This is a genomic window from Comamonas sp. C11 (assembly GCF_024496285.1).
Lineage (GTDB): Bacteria > Pseudomonadota > Gammaproteobacteria > Burkholderiales > Burkholderiaceae_C > Comamonas > Comamonas testosteroni_F.
Window position 1 is genome coordinate 2,899,294 of record NZ_CP101743.1, and the last position, 17,815, is coordinate 2,917,108.

10 protein-coding genes are annotated in these 17,815 nt (G+C 58.4%); 3 read left to right on the plus strand and 7 right to left on the minus strand.

What is annotated here, in order from left to right:
* Nucleotides 1-10: 10 nt before the first annotated feature.
* The 4 genes from istB to NOX35_RS13270 form a co-directional block, all read right to left on the minus strand.
* Nucleotides 11-796, minus strand: coding sequence for an IS21-like element helper ATPase IstB (gene istB, locus NOX35_RS13255; protein WP_256493544.1), 786 nt, complete (start codon nucleotides 794-796; stop codon nucleotides 11-13).
* Nucleotides 786-2,312, minus strand: a complete 1,527-nt coding sequence (gene istA / locus NOX35_RS13260) for an IS21 family transposase (RefSeq protein WP_256493546.1) — start codon at nucleotides 2,310-2,312, stop codon at nucleotides 786-788. The genes istB and istA overlap by 11 nt, the downstream gene beginning before the upstream one ends.
* 77 nt (nucleotides 2,313-2,389) lie before the next feature.
* A complete protein-coding gene (locus tag NOX35_RS13265; protein WP_256493547.1) occupies nucleotides 2,390-3,028 on the minus strand; it encodes a DUF3275 family protein in 639 nt (212 codons plus the stop codon).
* Between the two features lie 383 nt (nucleotides 3,029-3,411).
* Entirely contained in the window at nucleotides 3,412-4,143 is a 732-nt protein-coding gene (locus NOX35_RS13270; protein ID WP_080731525.1) for a DUF3577 domain-containing protein, read from the minus strand.
* A gap of 369 nt (nucleotides 4,144-4,512) precedes the next feature.
* Between NOX35_RS13270 and NOX35_RS13275 the strand changes: the two genes are divergently transcribed.
* The 3 genes from NOX35_RS13275 to NOX35_RS13285 all read left to right on the plus strand — a co-directional run bounded on the left by NOX35_RS13275 (nucleotide 4,513) and on the right by NOX35_RS13285 (nucleotide 15,329).
* Nucleotides 4,513-5,139 (plus strand): LysE family translocator, encoded by a 627-nt coding sequence (locus NOX35_RS13275; RefSeq protein WP_182282963.1) that lies wholly within the window; start codon nucleotides 4,513-4,515, stop codon nucleotides 5,137-5,139.
* Between the two features lie 371 nt (nucleotides 5,140-5,510).
* On the plus strand, nucleotides 5,511-13,802 hold the full coding sequence (locus NOX35_RS13280) for an autotransporter-associated beta strand repeat-containing protein (protein WP_080731526.1): 8,292 nt from the start codon (nucleotides 5,511-5,513) through the stop codon (nucleotides 13,800-13,802).
* A gap of 363 nt (nucleotides 13,803-14,165) precedes the next feature.
* A complete protein-coding gene (locus tag NOX35_RS13285; RefSeq protein WP_371878546.1) occupies nucleotides 14,166-15,329 on the plus strand; it encodes a HEPN/Toprim-associated domain-containing protein in 1,164 nt (387 codons plus the stop codon).
* 536 nt (nucleotides 15,330-15,865) lie between these two features.
* Here the strand turns inward: NOX35_RS13285 and NOX35_RS13290 are convergent.
* The 3 genes from NOX35_RS13290 to NOX35_RS13300 form a co-directional block, all read right to left on the minus strand.
* A complete protein-coding gene (locus NOX35_RS13290) occupies nucleotides 15,866-16,300 on the minus strand; it encodes a hypothetical protein (RefSeq protein ID WP_019042258.1) in 435 nt (144 codons plus the stop codon).
* Nucleotides 16,301-16,407: 107 nt separating this feature from the next.
* Nucleotides 16,408-17,394, minus strand: coding sequence for a hypothetical protein (locus NOX35_RS13295; protein WP_019042257.1), 987 nt, complete (start codon nucleotides 17,392-17,394; stop codon nucleotides 16,408-16,410).
* A gap of 111 nt (nucleotides 17,395-17,505) precedes the next feature.
* A complete protein-coding gene (locus NOX35_RS13300; protein ID WP_029158329.1) occupies nucleotides 17,506-17,751 on the minus strand; it encodes a hypothetical protein in 246 nt (81 codons plus the stop codon).
* Nucleotides 17,752-17,815 lie beyond the last annotated feature (64 nt).

Below are 17,815 nucleotides of genomic sequence, written 5' to 3' on the forward strand. Positions count from 1 at the left end.
AAGATGTGGATTAGGTTTTGTTTCTCTCCTTCTTCATGGGCGGTTGTTGGACTGCACTGCTGTGCTTGAAGCGGTAGCTATCGTTGCCTGTTTCCAGAATATGGCAGTGGTGGGTCAGGCGGTCCAGCAGGGCCGTGGTCATCTTGGCATCACCAAACACGCTGGCCCATTCGCTGAAGCTCAGGTTGGTGGTGATGACTACGCTGGTGCGTTCGTAAAGCGTCGAGAGTAGATGAAACAGTAGCGCACCACCAGATGAGCTGAAGGGCAGATAGCCCAGCTCATCGAGTATCACCAGATCCGTATGCACCAGCCTGTGGGCGAGCTGTCCGGCTTTGCCTTGCACTTTCTCTTGCTCCAGGGCATTAACTAACTCAACAGTAGAGAAGAAGCGCACCCTTTGACGGTGGTGCTCAATGGCCTGAATACCCAGTGCTGTAGCAATGTGCGTCTTGCCCGTGCCAGGTCCACCGACAAGCACCACGTTGTTAGCCTTCTCGATGAACTCACAGCGATGAAGGCTGCGTACCAAGGCTTCATTGACTTCACTGTGTGCGAAGTCAAAGCCTGCCAGATCTCTGTAGACCGGGAACCTGGCGACCTTGAGTTGATAGGCAATGGAGCGCACTTCTCGCTCAGCACTCTCGGCCTTGAGCAGTTGCGACAGTATGGGGTGTGCTGCTTCAAATGCTGGTGAGCCTTGCTCTGCAAGTTCTGTCACGGCATGGGCCATGCCAAACATCTTGAGTTGGCGCAGCATGATGATGATCGCAGCAATGGCGGGGTCATGACGCATGGCGCACCTGTCGGAGTTGGTCATAGCGCACGACGTTGGCTTGTGGCTCAACGATCAAGGCCAAGGCTTGGGGTGAATGGATGGGGTCAGGCTCCGGTGTTCCATCAATGAGGCGGTGCAAGATATTGATGATGTGGGTCTTGCGGGGTGCGCCATCCTCCAGTGCCAACTCGACAGCGGCCAGGACGGCTTGCTCATCGTGCTGCAACACCAAGGCAAGAACTTCCACCATCTCGCGATCGCCGCCAGGTTGCTTCAGGAGCAAAGCTTGCAGTCGTTTGAATGCGTCTGGCAACTCGACAAACGGCGCACCGTTGCGCAATGCGCCAGGCTTGCGCTGCAATACGGCCAGGTAATGGCGCCAGTCATAAACCGTACGCCCAGAGCCTTGGTGATTGCGCTCAATGATGCGCGGGTGTTCGCAGACGAACTGACCTTCGGCCACGACAACCAGGCGGTCGGCATAAACCTGCAAGCTCACGGGCCTGTTGGCATAAGAGGCCGGCACGCTGTAGCGATTGCGCTCGAAGTGAACTAGGCAGGTGGGAGAGACTCGTTTGGCATGCTCGACAAAGCCGTCAAACGGCCGAGGCATGGGCATCAAAGTTGAGCGTTCTTGCTCCCACACATCAGCAAGTGAGCCAGGCAATTGGCCATGCGCAATCTCTTGCCATAACTGCTGACACCGTTGCTCTAGCCAATCGTTGAGGGCACTGAGTGTCGGAAACGCTGGTACAGATTGCCAGATACGATGGCGAGCGTCCCGAACATTCTTCTCGACCTGTCCCTTCTCCCATCCCGAGGCCGGATTGCAAAACTGTGCCTCGAACAGGAAATGGCTGGCCATAGCACTGAAGCGGGCGTTGACCTCTCTGAGCTTGCCACGGCCGACACGATCGACGGCTGTGCGCATGTTGTCGTAGATCCCCCGCCTAGGGACGCCTCCAAACACCGCAAAGGCACGGTTGTGGGCATCGAACAGCATCTCATGGGTTTGCAGGGGATAGGCCCGCAGATAGAAGGCTCGGCTGTGGCTGAGCTTGAAGTGAGCCACTTGCAGCTTGGTGCGTACACCCGCGATGACAGCCCAATCCTCGCTCCAATCAAACTGGAAGGCTTCTCCAGCGCCGAAGACCAGGGGCACAAAAACGCCTCGCCCTGATGTTTGCTCAGCCACATGACACTGAGCCTTCCACACTCTGGCAAAGGCAGCGACTCGGTTGTAGGAGCCGGTATAGCCCAACCCCTGCAAGTCCACAAACATCTGCTTGATCGTGCGCCGCTGCTTGCGAGAGCGGTTGACTTCTGTACGCAGCCAGCCTGACAGCTTGCTGGCGTAGGGGTCGAGCTTGGTGGCAATGGTGCGCTGTGCAAGTTGAGGTTGCACAACGTCGGAGCGCAAATACTTGCGGATGGTATTGCGAGAAAGCCCAGTTCTGCGGGCGATCTCTCGGATGGACAGGTGCTCACGCAGAGCCCAGCGCCGGATGACACTCAAAGTGGCCACGTCAATCACTCCTGGTCTCCTGCTGCACAAGAAAGCAGCAGGCTAGGGTTAATGCGTGGGTCAGATTGAGATGGAAAAACCGGGGGCTAGTGGGTCACTTCTGGGTGGAAATCAACAGTCTGCTCTCGCAACATCGAGCGATCGACAGTGGGATCGAGCTTCACTGGTTGAAGACCGCGGATCTGATCCCAGTATTCTCGGAGCACTTCAGGAAGATCGGGCGTATCGACCTGACCTACATCTTCGACTGAGGACGCTTGTGCAATTGCTTGGGTTGGTTGCCCAGGGTTACGCTTTATTCTCTCAATGCGCTCTCGCATCTGTTCGCCCAACCGCGTGGACCCCTCGGTCTTCGACTCGGTACTCGGCGCGGGCAGCGGAGCGGACCACACAGGCGTTTGAGACGTCAGGGATGGCGATTCAAGCAGTGGGTCGGGCTCGGCCAATTCGGTCTCGACAGGAGCGTCAGAGGCGCTATCGAGCTGCATGTCATGCAGCGTTGCTCTCATCTCAGTGACGGCTTTTCCAAACGCAATGTACTGATGCAGGAAGATTCGGCTGATCCACACAGTACCGTGATACTCGCCTTCTTCAAACTGATCCAGGAGTGAATCCTTGACCTTGAGTTCGCAGCACTCGTGGAATAGCTCCCCGACGCAGAAATCGCCGTAGCGGCCCCCTCGAATTTGTTTGACACGCAACGTCACGTTTTCGAGCTTTATCAAGCTTTTGCTCCATCAGATTGCGGAGCACCAGTCCAACGCGGGGCCAGGCCCGCGTGGGTGAAAGAAAAACACTCCACACGCATATGCCTGTGGAGTGCTGTTTGGAATTGCCAAAGGACTTCCGATCCTTTGGGAATGAGACAGAACACACCGGTTCGAGGTGTGCGTCAACGAGTGAAGTGTGTACGGTCTATAAGTGCCTCGGCCCGTAGGGCGCGCAAGTTTCAGAGGCTCACCTGCTTCGCTAGTTGCCTAGCATCCGGTTTGAGTGATACCGGCAAACACTTGGAAAGGCTGAGAGCATAGCGCAATTCCAGGGTATTCGGGCCACAAATCACGCCCTGAATTGCTTTCGCAATTCAGGGGTGGGTGGCTACTGCTGATTACGCGTAATCATGTTCGCGTCGATCAGCATATCCGCCTTGCCTTTGATGGCCAGGCGTAATGCCGTACCCGCCTGAGCGAGCTGGCTGGCGCGCAGGCGCCGAAGGTGTACGGCCCTGCGGAACAGGAGCACGATACTGAGGTTGCTGACGTGGAGCTTGAGCCGGTGCACGTTCCTGCGCTGCAGGTCCATGCGCTTGCTCATTTTGGCCACCCTGTTCAGAGTTGCCAGCACGTTCATCGTGAAACGCCTCATCGCCATGCGGTTGACTGCCCGACTGAGCAGCATCCGCATTCGACTCGGCACGTTGATACACGAGCTGACCGTCGACCTTAACGGAGTTAACCAGAATAAGACGGCCCTTGATGAGACCGGCCAGTTCCTTCTGCCCGGTGGGGCGTCCGCCTTGATCTCGCGCATCTCGCTCGTAAGAGTGAGCGTAGAGGTCAGCAATACGGAAAGAGATCAGCACCTTGCGGCGCTCATCAACTTCCTTTTGCAGACTATCGATCAGGTCAATGGCCTCGGCAGAGGACACGCGCAGATCGAAGTATGTGTAGTCGGGAGAATCCGTTGCCCCACGCAGCGCACTGATGGCGCAAGCGAGAAACGGTTCAGCCTTACGACCACGACCAGCGGGCGTTACCCAACGAACACGGTGCAAATACCCAATGCCGTTAGCGTGCAGGTTGAAAAACTCACGTTGAGCAGGTGCTTGTTGTTGCTGCATGATGACTCCAAATTTCCAATGTTTGGACGGAGCACAGCCACACCTGACCGCAAGGTCTGGATGGGGCGATGATCCCCATCCGGGTTGCGAGGTAATGCTTTGACCGATCCTTGGGGGATCGGTTGACGACTCTCAAAAGCTCAGTCGTCTATGTGTGCCCAAGGGCGTTCACGTGCAGGAGAATAAACGGTAGATTTCTGCCCGTCAAACAGTGTTGACAGTTGGCGCGGCGAGTTTGCGGGCGCTGGCCTTAATTGACCATCATTCCGAGACGTGATGACCGGCCTGCTTGTACTGACCACCGGCAGCAATCGACCCATAGCGGGCACTAGGCAGCTATGCTCACGGCATATTCACACCCTAAAAGCTATGCCTGACTTCTCTACCCTCGCTGGATTTGTTGCCGTTGTACTTGGCCTGTTCTTGATACCAGGCCCAGCAGTTCTTCTTGTCTTTAGCCGCACCGTTGAAGGTGGTCGCAACGTGGGGATTGCAAGCGGTCTAGGCATTGCGACGGGAGATTTCATTCATACGCTGTTGGCAGCAGTCGGTCTGTCCGCACTGTTGATGACTTCCGCACTGGCGTTTAGCGTTGTGAAGTACGTTGGCGCTGCGTACCTCATCTATTTAGGGGTACGTGCCATCATGGCAAAGCCCTATGACCCAACACTGCCTAAAGTTGCGCCTATTGGAGCATGGCGGGCTTTCTTTGAGGCAATACCTGCTGAAGTATTGAACCCCAAGACTGCACTCTTTTTCTTGGCCTTTCTGCCCCAGTTCGTTCGGCCAGAAGCAGGTTCTGGCTTCACTCAACTCATTGTTCTTGGCCTCATCTTCGTGACCCTGAGCGCTATTTACACAACACTGATAGCACTCACAGTGAAGCCCATGGGTAAGGCTCTAAAGAGCTTGAGCAGATTTACCCGCTGGCAAGGCAAAGCGATTGGTGCAATTTATCTCGCCCTCGGTCTGAAGGTTGCGCTGCAAGAGCGTTAACGAGCGGCTGCTTCTGGCCGATTGCTGCCCGACATGAACGGCCGCTAACGGGTACTTCAGGTTTGTTTCGCTGCCCCATCAAGTCTGCTTTTCGGCGACAGATCGCTCCCAGGCTCGGATGAGGCCAAGTCATCGAGCCCCGTATTGACGTGGTTGCAATCATCTTCCACATCTAGGAAGGCTTCAGCGACTTGTGGGCTCTGGCAATGAAGGCCCTTCAATGGCAATAAGAATCTTGAATTCAATGATTGTCAAAGCAACTAAAAATCGTTACCTTTCGTGTCTTCTGTGAGTGATTGCGATCTTTTTCATGGATATGGATCACTCCTATGTAAGTGCATTTACGCAAGCATTTGGGAGGTATCTTCGTCATGAATCGGATTTACAGAAGCATCTGGAACGCAGCGTTAGGTACCTGGATTGCTGCTCCAGAAACCTCTCGTGCCGCAGGTAAGCGCGGAACCACCGTGGTCGTTGGCGCGGTAATCGGTGTAGTGCTTGCACTCAGCGCAACTCATGCTGATGCAGCCTGCACTGCGGCAGGCTTCAACGTCAGCTGTTCGGGCGCTGCCAATCCTCTGGCTCCCAGCTATTTCAATGCGGCCAGTAACCTCAGCGTCACGGTCAATCCTGGCGGTAGCCTGGGAGTGTTGCTCGGTGTCGGCGGCAATGCCATGACACTGAGTGGAAGCAATGGCACGCTGACCAACAACGGCCGCATCGACCCAACCCTGCTCGGCACCGGCTTGGGCGTGCTGTCCTCGGGCGTGGTGATGGGCAATGCCTCGGCCAGCACCCAGACGGTCACCAACAACGGCACCATGGCCGGTACCACCGGCCTGTCGATCGGCCTGACCGGCATGGCGCTGGCGGTGCAGAACGGTGCGGGCGGCACCACCAACATCATCAATACCGGCACCATGTCGACCAGCGGCATCATCGGTGCCACCCTGCTCGGCCCGGATGCTGGTGTGATCGCTGCCTATGGCGGCGGGCAGGTTAACGTCAGCAATTCCGGCACTATCACCGGGCGGGTGGCGCTTGGCAGCTCGGCCGGCGGCAACACCTTCACCAACTCCGGCACGGTGAACGGCAGCGTCTCGATGGGCGCCAACAGCACCAACCAGTTCATCGCCACCACCGATTCCTCGGTGAACAGTTCGGGCGGGACCGGCCTGGCGGTCAATCTCGGCATCGGCTCGGTCACCATCAGTTTCGCGGCCACCGGCACCGTCGACGGCGGCGCGGGCGGCAACAACAGGCTGATCCTGCAGCAGGGCACCTCCGCCACCGGCACCATCAACAACGGCAACTACGTCAATTTCAACCACCTCGACTTACAGAGCGGCACCTGGACGCTGTCGGGCGCATCGGGCGCGGTCGACGCGACACTGGGCAACGGTGCCACCGCGGTGGTCAACAATGCCGCCTCGCTCGGCACCGGCGCCATCAGCGCCAACGGCGGCGCGATCCAGTCGACCACGCCGGGCCTCACGCTGTCCAACAACATAGCCACCAGCGGCGCCGGGCTGGGCGTGTCGGGGAGTTCAAGCCTCAACCTGTCGGGCACCGTCTCGGGCACCGGGCCGGTCACCCAGTCGGGCAGCGGCACGCTGACCCTGTCGGGCAACAACACCTACACGGGCGGCACCAATCTCAACGCCGGCATGATCGTGATCGGCAACAACCAGGCGCTCGGCACCGGCACCCTGACGGCCGGCGGCAACGCCACGCTCGACAGCAGCCAGGCCGTCACCGTCGCCAACCAAGTGGCCGTCAACGCCGGCGCCTCGCTGGCGTTGGGCGGTAGCAACGCCATGACGGTCGGTGGCGTAATCTCAGGCGCGGGCGGCTTGCTCAAAAACGGCGCGGCCACCACCACGCTGACGGGCGCCAATACCTACACGGGCGGCACCACCATCAACAGCAGCACGCTGGCCCTGGGCGCGGGCGGCTCGCTAGCGGCCACCGGCGCGGTCAACCTGGCTGGTGCGGGCGCGGGCTTCGACATCAGCGCCTCGGGCGCCAACCAGACCATCGGTGCGCTAGCCGGCGCGTCAGGCACCACTATCTCGCTCGGCGCGAACACGCTGACCATGGGCGATGGCACCAACCAGAGCTTCGGCGGCTCCATTGGCGGCACCGGCGGCATCGTCAAGCAGGGCTCGGGCACCGAGGCGCTGACAGGTACCCACACCTACACAGGCGGCACCACCATCAACGGCGGCACCCTCGCCCTGGGCGCGGGCGGCTCGCTGGCTGCGAGCGGCAGCGTCAATCTCGGCACCGCCGGCGCGGGTTTCGACATCAGCGCAGCGGGCGCCAACCAGACCATCGGCGCGCTGTCGGGCGTGGCCGGTACCACCGTCTCGCTGGGCGGCAACACGCTGAGCTTCGGCGACGCGACCAACCAGACCTTTGGCGGCGCGATCGGCGGCACGGGCGGCATCGTCAAGCAGGGCTCGGGCACCGAGACGCTGACGGGCGCCAACACCTACACGGGCGGCACCACCATCAACGCGGGGACCATCGCGATCGGCGCGGGCGGCAGCCTGTCGAACCAGGGCACGGTGAACCTGGCGAACGCGGGCACCTCGCTCGACCTGAGCGGGGCGACCACGCCGCAGGCGATCGGCGGCCTGGCGGGGGCCGCAGGCTCCAGCGTGAGTCTGGGTGCCAACGGGCTGACATTCGGCGATGCGGGAAATCACACCTTCGGCGGCACGATCGGCGGAACTGGTGGCGTCACCAAGACGGGCACCGGCACGGAAACGCTGACGGACACGCAGACCTATACGGGCGGCACCACCATCAACGGCGGCACCTTGGCGCTTGGCGCTGGCGGCTCGCTGTCGGCCGGCGGCGCGGTACACCTGGGTGGCACGGGTGCGAGCTTCGACATCAGCGGCGCGGGCGCGGCACAGACCATCGGCGCCTTGTCCGGCGTGGCGGGCACCACGGTGGCGCTGGGCGGCAACGGCCTGACTTTCGGCGACGGCAGCAACCAGACCTTTGGCGGAGCAATCACCGGAACGGCCGGCATTGTCAAGCAAGGCTCGGGCACCGAGACGCTGACGGGCACCAGCACCTTTACCGGCGGCACCACCATTAATGCGGGTACGCTGGCGATCGGTGCCGGCGGATCGCTGGCGGTCGGCGGCGCGGTCAACCTGGCCAACGCAGGCACGAGCTTTGACATCAGTGGCGCGACCTCACCTCAGGTGGTTGGTGCATTGTTGGGCGTCGGCGGTTCGAACATCAATCTCGGCTCCAATACGTTGAGCTTCGGCGACGCAACCAACCAGACCTTTGGCGGCGCGATCGGCGGCACGGGCGGCATCGTCAAGCAGGGCTCGGGCACCGAGACGCTGACGGGCACCAACACCTACACGGGTGGCACTACCGTCAACGCCGGGACTATCGCGATCGGCGCGGGCGGCAGCCTGTCGAACCAGGGCACGGTGAACCTGGCGAACGCGGGCACCTCGCTCGACCTGAGCGGGGCGACGACGTCGCAGGCGATCGGAGGCCTGGCGGGGGCCGCAGGCTCCAGCGTGAGTCTGGGCGCCAACGGGCTTACATTTGGCGATGCGGGCAATCACACCTTCGGCGGCACGATCGGCGGAACTGGTGGCGTCACCAAGACCGGTACCGGCACGGAAACGTTGACAGGTACGCAGACCTACACGGGCGGTACCACCATCAACGGCGGCACCCTGGCGCTTGGCGCGGGCGGCTCGCTGGCGGCGGGCGGCAGCGTCAATCTCGGCACTGCGGGAGCGAGCTTCGACATCACCGGCGCAGGCGCGGCACAGACCATCGGCGCGCTATCGGGCGTGGCGGGCACCACGGTAGCGTTGGGCGGCAACGGCTTGACCTTTGGCGACGGCAGCAACCAGACCTTTGGCGGCTCGATCACCGGCACGGCCGGCATTGTCAAGCAAGGCAGCGGTACGCAGACCTTGACCGGCACAAGCACTTTCTCGGGCGGAACCGCCCTCTATGCCGGTGGTCTGATGATTGGAAACAACGCGGCGCTGGGCAGCGGCACTGTCACCGTCAACGGTGCAGCGACGCTGGATTCCGTGAGTGCGGCGACACTGGCCAACAATGTCGCGTTGAATGCGGACCTCACTGTTCTCGGCAGCAATGCACTGACCCTAAACGGCGATATTACTGGCACGGGCTCTCTGACCAAGGACGGAAGCGCGACGCTGACCTTGAATGGGACCAACGCTTACAGTGGCGGTACCTTCATCCGCGCAGGCACTTTGGCGCTCGGTGCAGGAGCAAGTCTTTACGCCAATGGCGTAGTCAATCTTGCAACCGGAGCCACCTTCGATCTATCGGCCGGCAATGGCACGCAGACATTTGGCACCCTCATTGGCAATGGCACCGTCAACCTGGGCGGGAACTCGCTGACTGTTGGAGGCCCAATTAACAGTGTATTTAGTGGCTCCATCGGCGGCACTGGAGGCCTGATCAAACAGGGAACCGGTACCGAGACTTTGACCGGTGCCAATACCTACACCGGCGGTACTAGCATCAATGCAGGCATCTTGGCGATTGGCGCAGGTGGCAGCCTGGCTTCTACCGGAGCCGTTAACCTGGCGGCTGCGGGAACGGGCTTCGACATAGCCGCAGCCGGCAATCAGACCGTGGGCTCTTTGGCAGGCGTTGCAGGTTCGAACCTGTTTCTGGGCGGTAACTCGCTCACACTCGGAGGAGTAGGCAACACGAATTTCGGAGGCTCCATCGACGGAACCGGAGGGCTGATCAAGAGCGGTCTTGGAGTGCAAACGCTGGCAGGAGCCAACACTTTCAGCGGCGGGACGACACTCAATGCGGGCGGCCTGGTCGTGGGAAGCAATAGCGCTCTTGGCACCGGTCTGCTGAGTGTTGCTGGCAGCAGTACTTTGGATAGCACTTTTCCTGTGCACCTGAGCAACGCCATTGACCTGGGGTCTGGTGTCAATCTCCAGTTGCTCGGCAGCAATGATCTGACGTTGAGCGGAGACATCTCCGGAGCAGGTGGATTGACCAAGGGCGGCGCAGCCACGGTGACTTTGGCGGGTTCCAGCAGCTATACCGGCGACACCACGATCAACAGCGGCGCAATCTTGGTGGGAGCTGGGGGCACACTCTCGGATCGCAGCACGGTCAATCTGGCTGGAGCCGGATCGCTCAACATCGGTGCCAGCGGCAATCAAAACATCGGAGGATTGGCTGGAGTGGCCGGCAGCACTCTGCTTCTCGGTGGCTCCAACCTGACGACTGGTGGCAACAACGCCAGCACCACGTTCTCGGGAACCATCAGTGGAACAGGTGGTCTGCTGCAAACAGGCTCTGGAACCCTGACACTGACGGGCAATAACCTCTATTCCGGCAGCACCACAATCAATGCCGGCGGCACGATACAACTCGGCAATGGCGGCTCAAGCGGAGCGGTGAACGGCAGCATCGTCAATAACGGCTCGCTGATTTTCAACCGCAGCGATGCGGTAACTGTTGCGGGCTCTATTAGTGGCAACGGCAACATCACACAGGCTGGCCAGGGCACCACGATACTGACTGGCGACAACACTTACCAAGGCAGTACCACGGTGGGTGCAGGCACCTTGCAGGTAGGCAATGGCGGCACTGGCGGTAGTCTGGGAAGCGGCGCGATCAACAACAACGGCACATTGGTCTTCAATCGCAGCAATGACCTCACGTTGAACAACTCCATCAACGGCTCAGGAGGCTTGACTCAGGCTGGCGGCGGCACGTTGACACTGAGCGGCAGCTCCAGCTACGGAGGTTCTACACAAGTCAACGCAGGAACCCTCAACTTCACAAATAGCAGCCATTCACTGGGCGGTGACTTGAACGTAGCGGGTAACGCCTCGCTAGGCGTCACGACAGGAGCCGCGGTCGCCGTATCAGGCACTGTTCGACTGGCCAACACATCCACCCTGTCGCTGGACTCAACGAGCTTGGCCCCGGGCTTGACAGCGTCCAGCCTGCAGATTGGCAGCGGTGTTGGCTTGAACCTCTCGGGCATCACCTCCTCCAGCCAACTCGACCGCGTGCTGATTTCGACCACAAACGGCATCAGCGGCGACTTTGCTCTCACCAGTGTGGGGGGCTTCACTGGCGAGGTCGACTACCTCACACTGAACACGCGCAAATCAGTGGACGGGAAACAGTATCTGGCCAGTTATAGCCAGAGCTGGACCGCCAACAATAATTTGGCACACGGCACCTTCACCCTGAGCAATTTGCAAGACCAGTTTGAGGTCGGCGTGGCTCTCGAAAACCAGGCATCCAACAGTGCTTTGGGATGGGATGGAACTTCGTTGACTAAAAACGGCGCCGGCAGCCTGACCTTGTCTGCCGCCAACAGCTATACAGGCACCACCCGCATCAATGGCGGCACCCTGCAAGTGGGCAACGGCGGCAGCGTCGGCAATCTCGGCTTGGGCGCGGTGACCAACAACGGATCTCTGGCCTTCAATCGCAACGACGCCTTAACTGTCTCCAACGATATCAGCGGCAGTGGTTCTCTTCAGCAAAACGGCTCCGGAACGACAACGCTAACAGGTACCAATACCTACTCGGGCGGCACCACAGTCACCGCAGGCACTTTGCGAGCGGGCTCCGCTGGCGCTTTGGTTCAGAACGCCAGTTATTCCATCAGCCAGGGGGCAACTCTGGACCTGAACGGTCATACATTGACCAGCTCTCAAATCGTTAGCAACGGCAATATCCAGCTGGGCTCTGCCAACCTGGTCATCAATAGTGCTTCCGGCCAGGTTGACAGCCTTGGCGGCAAGGTCTCCGGGACGGGACACGTGGTCAAGCAAGGCGCAGGCGTACTAGCCCTGAACAGTGCCAGTGACTTCAGCGGCGGCGTCGATCTCAAGCAGGGTACGCTGAACTTGGGCAATGAAAAGGGCCTTGGAAGTGGCACGCTGTCCATGGACGACGGCACCAAGATTAACTTGACCGCCAACGGCATGACCATTGCCAACAACCTGTACATGACTGGTGACAATGATCCCGTCGTAGACACCGGTGCCAACAACGCGACCTGGGCAGGTGCGATTACCGGTGCAGGCTTCCTGACCAAGCAGGGCACCGGTGTGCTGACGCTGACCAACACCGCCAACACCTACACCGGTGCCACCGACGTGGCTCAAGGCACCTTGCAGGCCGGAGCGGCCAATACCTTCAGCAGCACCTCGGCCCACACCGTGGCCAGCGGCGCCGTGCTGGACCTAGCCGGCTTCAACCAGACCCTGGCCAGCCTGAACAACAGCGGTACCGTCAAGCTCAGTAGCAACTCTGGAGCAGTACCAGGAGCCGTGCTCAAGGTCACCGGCCCCTATGTGGGCAACAACGGTAATCTGGGCCTGTCTACCGTGCTGGCTGCTGACGGCAGTGCCACCGACAAGCTGCTGTTGTCCGGTGCCACCGCCGTGGCCAGCGGCAACACCACGGTGCATATCACCAATGCTGGCGGTCTGGGTGCCCAGACGACAGGCAACGGCATCGAGGTCATCGGTACCGAGAACGGTGCCAGCCTGCAGCCAGGCTCTTTCACTCTGGTAGGCGGCCATGTGGATGCCGGTGCCTACGAGTACCGCCTGACACAGACCGCCCAAGGTGCGGCGCTGCAATCGACGAATACGACACCAACGACACCGACCACGGCCTACCGTGCCGAAGTGCCGCTGCTGTCGGCCCTGCCGGCACAGCTGCGCCAGGCCGACATGGCCATGCTGGGCGATCTGCGCAAGCGCATGGGAGATGAAGGCACGCAAGCGACCACCAGCTCCGACTCTGGTGCCAGCCGCCGTGTCTGGGGCCGCATTCTGCGCACCGATCCCAAGATCCGCCAGCAAGGCACGGTCAGCCCGGAAAGCAGCGGTCACCTGACCGGATTCCAGGCGGGTCTGGACCTGTATGCCGACCAGAGCATCAAGGCCGGCATCTATGTAGGCCAGCTCGAAGGCGACATGAGCGTCAAGGGCTTTGCCAGCGGCGAGGATCGCAAATACGTGGGCTTCAACAACCTGCGCACCCGCTACCTGGGTGTCTACGGCAGCTGGCAAGATGCCTCAGGCCTGTATGCCGATGCCGTGCTCCAGGGCGCGGACTACCGCAGCGATCTGCGCACGGCTGGCGATACGGCCCAGGCCCGCACTAAGGGCAGTGGCTGGCTGGCTTCTGTGGAAATGGGCAAACCCTTTGCAGTGAGCTCCAACTGGCAGATCGAGCCTCAGGCGCAGATCATCTACCGCAAGCTCAGCATTGATGACACGGCGCTGAGCCTGGCCACGGTCAAAAACAAGGCCGACGACGACTGGACCGTGCGCCTGGGCGCGCGCATCAAGGGCAACTTTGCAACCGGTGCCGGTGTGCTGCAGCCTTACGGTCGCATCAATGTCTACAGGGCCAGCAACACCACCGATATCGCCAGCTTTGTGGCGCCTGGCGGAACCACCGACATCAAGGCTAGGGGCGGCTACACTGCAACCGAGATGGCCGCCGGTGCCAGCCTGCAGATCAACCCGCGCACCAGCGTCTATGGTGAGTTGGGCAAGCTGTGGGCCAATGGCGGTGACAGCCGGGTCAAGAGCGGGGTACAGGCCTCCATTGGCGTGAAGGTGCAGTGGTAACCTCGAGGGAATAGCCAATAAGGCATGAGCCTAAGCTAACATCACAAAGGCTCGCAGTCATAGCAACTGCGGGCCTTTTCGTTTTTCGAAAGATGCTCTCTTCGGATGTGAGGCCCTGACATGCTTGTGGCCGAAAGCTGAGACAGCAAACGACCCATTTCGATCGTCCGGAACGCCTCGCTCAACGACTGCTGCGGAGCGACAATGGTCAATACAATTGTGGCGCTGACACCGCTGTCTGCATATCGCACGAAGCTTTCACTTGAGCCGCGACCCGGACTTGGGCGCTCACTTACGCTGGCAGTGAAACTGTCCCGTACCAAGACCCTCTACTAGGAGTTAACCGTGTCAACTTGGGCATCAGTGGATCTGGGCTGCATGACAGTCACAGAAATGCAGAATCACATCAACCAGTGGTACTTCAAAAGAAAAGAACGGACGGTCGAAAAGTCCGAAGATGAAGACTACCCCGTGAGATACCTCTACAAGGCACCAGTAGAAGTCATCGCACGCCGCCTAGCTCTGGACGGCTACGACAAGGATTCGCTGCGCACGGACTTCACCAAGGAGCTGGCACGAAAAGCTCAGTTATGCAGATACATGATTGCAGAGGATTTGGACACTGACGGCGCGAATGCTGCACTTTTGCCCGCTCTGGAGAACAGCACCCTTGAGGACTGGCTTGCCCGCCTCAAGAAGATCGCTACCGAAAACCTCAAGGCGAACATTTATGGAGAGAAGCGCACTAACTACAGCGATCAGCTTCTGAATTACATGCTGAGTGGCGCCGATGGATTTATCTTTTCAGACGAGCTTGGGATGGGCGGGTTTGGCTTTCCATGCTCAACAGAAAATATGTATGCAGTGGCGCTGATAGAAGTGATGCCGAATGAAAAATTCTTTGTCCTTGATGCAACCTATATGGTCGACTCAGGATGGACAGAGGATTTTGACGACTTGATCGAATACCACTCTGACAATACGCATTTCTTCAAGGACTTCACAGACTCGCTCGATTCAACCAAGGACTTGGCAAATCTGGCACCAGATAACCCAGCTCTCATGCGCTTGCTCTATGCCAACGTCATTACAGTGATGGAAGCCTACCTGAGTGACACCCTCAAGAAGCAAGTCATGAAGCGCAGCGCAGTGTTAAGGCGATTTGTCCAAAGCCACGATGCATTCAAAAACAGCAAAAGAGAGCCAATAAGCGAAATCTTCAATACATACGACAAAATATTGAAGCTGGCGAATGATGCTATTGACGAGATCAGCTTTCACAACGTTGTGACCGCGAAGACTCTCTATGAGAATGTACTGTCAGTCAATTTTCCAAAGGATGTTGCCTGGCTGATTAAAGCCACCACCAATCGACATGACATCGTTCACCGCAACGGCAGAACCTTAAAGAATGAGGTCCTGAATATTGTCAGTGCAGACATCGACGAACTCGTCACAAAGGTGGTAGCTTTAGTCAAGGAGATTGACGCACAGGTGAAGGATGGGTTGCTGGACAATATTGATTGACTATGGAATATTTAATGTTTTCCTGTCCAGGTCATTCATTAAGCGTGTACAACGACGTACCAGAGTAAGCTTCGCGTGTGTTGCCTTGGCTGGACTTTTGTTCCTGAGGCGCGCGAAGCCGACGTCTACGGCAATAAGATAAAGATGATCGGTTGCTCTTCTGGGTGAATTTAATATGTCAAAAGGCACGGACGTGCCCAATCGAGCTGAGCATTGCCCGCCCACGCTCGAGCAATCGACCCCAAGAACGAAGCAGCCGACCGTTACAAGTTGACGAGGAAGCCGTCATTCGGTGGAGCACTGCGACTGTCCGCTACTGGCCGAACTCAGTCGGTCACGACCAGCAGACTGGCCAGCAGCAACCGGCACAGGCGGTCAGTTCGACCGGAATACGCAGCATATCAAGGTAACGTACCTTCTGCGCATCTTTCCGTGATCGACGGACGGCCAAGGAAACTAGGACAGCAGGCCCGGCACCACCAATGAAAAAAGCCCAGTCACAAGAACTTGTGAGCTGGGCTTTTTGGGTGTGGCAATTACATGCCAGGACTCAGAGAGTCGTTAGTGACTTGCTTAAGCAATTGCTCGTGACGCAGGGTCACAAAGTCTGGGCATGTCAATGTAGCGATGTTGGCTTCAGCCTCGACGCCATCCCAACTATCGTTACACCAGGCACTGATGTCGAAGTCCGACGCAAGATCTGGGGAGTAGATGACATTGGTTTCGTTGTAGAAGAAAACGACCTCTGGTTTTCCGTTGAACTCCGCTTTCAGGATCACATAGGGGCTATGTTTCTCCTGAATGCCGGTCATCAAAGGCGCATCAGCGAGTAATGATGACGCGGCTGCTATCCACCCCTTAAAGGTGCGGAGATCGTGGCCAGCGATGGCAATGGCGACCTGTTCAGCAGTCAGTGCGTAGCTCTGACGATCCGCAGTTGTGCAAAGCGGCTGATTGTTAGTTGCGGTCATTTCCAACTCTCTAAACTGGAAAGGCGCGGCCCGACTGGGCGACAACGCCCGTCCGGGTTAAAAAATCGCTGGCCCTTGGCCAGCGCGAGGTTCAAATAGCTTGCGCTTTAGATGGCGATAACGGACGCAAAGCACACCTTCAGATACCCATCGGAATCCTGGTATCCAGGCCAGTCTTTACTGCAACTGCTCATATCACCTGGACGATAGTTGCAGTGGCCGCAAGATGCGCATAAGTCATCGTCAGCGATGCTTTTGACGCCAAATGACTGGACCTTGAGCAATGCACCGCTCGCCAAGGCATATGCCTCGTGAATAGGGATGCAGTTCTCGCCCTCCTCTGCTGTCACTTCACACGGCCCGAACACCTTTGCCCCGGAAAAGCCAGCCCAACTATCTCCAGCCCAAAAGCCCGTTTTATCTTGTACGAATTCGTGATCCGAGAAGACAACGAACAACTTGGATTCGAGCTGCAGAATTGGCGGCACAAAGCCCAGAATGCGGTTCAGAACCGATCCTATGCCTTCGCCAGGATGCTTTTGGAAAGCGCCCTTCAAGAGCCGCGCATGCATCGTGTCAAGACGCTTGAGCACATCCTGTTCATCGAGTACCGGCCATTCACCTTCTTGTGGCAAGACATCACAGAGCAGAGATGGCACATAGGCTTGATAGTCCTTGGATTGCAGCAAAGCATATGTGCCAAGATCTTCCTCGCTGTCAGTGAACCAAGCCCACACAGGGTTATCGGTTGGCAGCACGGACGGCATCTGTTGGCGAAAGCCCAGCTGTAGCAGTCGTCTGTCAGATTCCGTTTGCGTGTAAGGCTCGTGCTCGATGAAATCATTACTCCCATCGAACATTGCTTCGATAGCCAGGCGATCCATCATTTGGCGAGGGACTACTAAGCCATGCTCTGCAGTCACGGTGAGCAACCAGCCAGAGTCCTTCGACCCGAGCTCCACCAGTGAGGTGTAGTAAATGTCGCCTTCGGAATGAATATTGGCAAAGAATGAGCCTGTTGGGCGGTCGTAGCCGCATTCCAGAACCATTTCAATACCGTTCACGTTCGTTTGATTAATTAAGTGCTTGGACATGGGATTCCTTTCGTTGAAAGCAGAAAGGGGACCGTCCCCCCCAGGGGCATGACGGCGCCCCAAGGGTAAAAAGAGAGTTAGAAGAAGATTACCCAGTGAATACGGGACAAGTTACAGAACCCTGTCTTTCGCTGTGAGCGCTTTCTGGAGCATCGTGCGAAGATGATCCTGTTCCAGTACAACACGAGCCTTATATTTCTCTTTAGCAGATGGTTCCAAGGCATCGTTTGAAGCTAATGTCCAAATTAATGCAATCACCATTACCTGGTCCATCAACAATTCAATGCTCGGGTTTTTCTCTGTATGCACCATGGATTTGTAATTCCTTGGACGTTCAAAGGTGTTTTCGAGGCTCATATTCATCTCCAGTAGATAAGGAAGATGGACACTTGCCCCAGGGCATCTAGTGCCCATCAGGGAT

Bases quoted from the DNA above. Each gene is read 5' to 3' on its own strand.
- istB (WP_256493544.1), bottom strand. From the start codon at position 796: ATGCGTCATGACCCCGCCATTGCTGCGATCATCATCATGCTGCGCCAA.
- NOX35_RS13270 (WP_080731525.1), bottom strand. From the start codon at position 4,143: ATGCAGCAACAACAAGCACCTGCTCAACGTGAGTTTTTCAACCTGCAC.
- NOX35_RS13295 (WP_019042257.1), bottom strand. From the start codon at position 17,394: ATGTCCAAGCACTTAATTAATCAAACGAACGTGAACGGTATTGAAATG.
- NOX35_RS13290 (WP_019042258.1), bottom strand. From the start codon at position 16,300: ATGACCGCAACTAACAATCAGCCGCTTTGCACAACTGCGGATCGTCAG.
- NOX35_RS13275 (WP_182282963.1), top strand. From the start codon at position 4,513: ATGCCTGACTTCTCTACCCTCGCTGGATTTGTTGCCGTTGTACTTGGC.
- NOX35_RS13300 (WP_029158329.1), bottom strand. From the start codon at position 17,751: ATGAGCCTCGAAAACACCTTTGAACGTCCAAGGAATTACAAATCCATG.
- NOX35_RS13280 (WP_080731526.1), top strand. From the start codon at position 5,511: ATGAATCGGATTTACAGAAGCATCTGGAACGCAGCGTTAGGTACCTGG.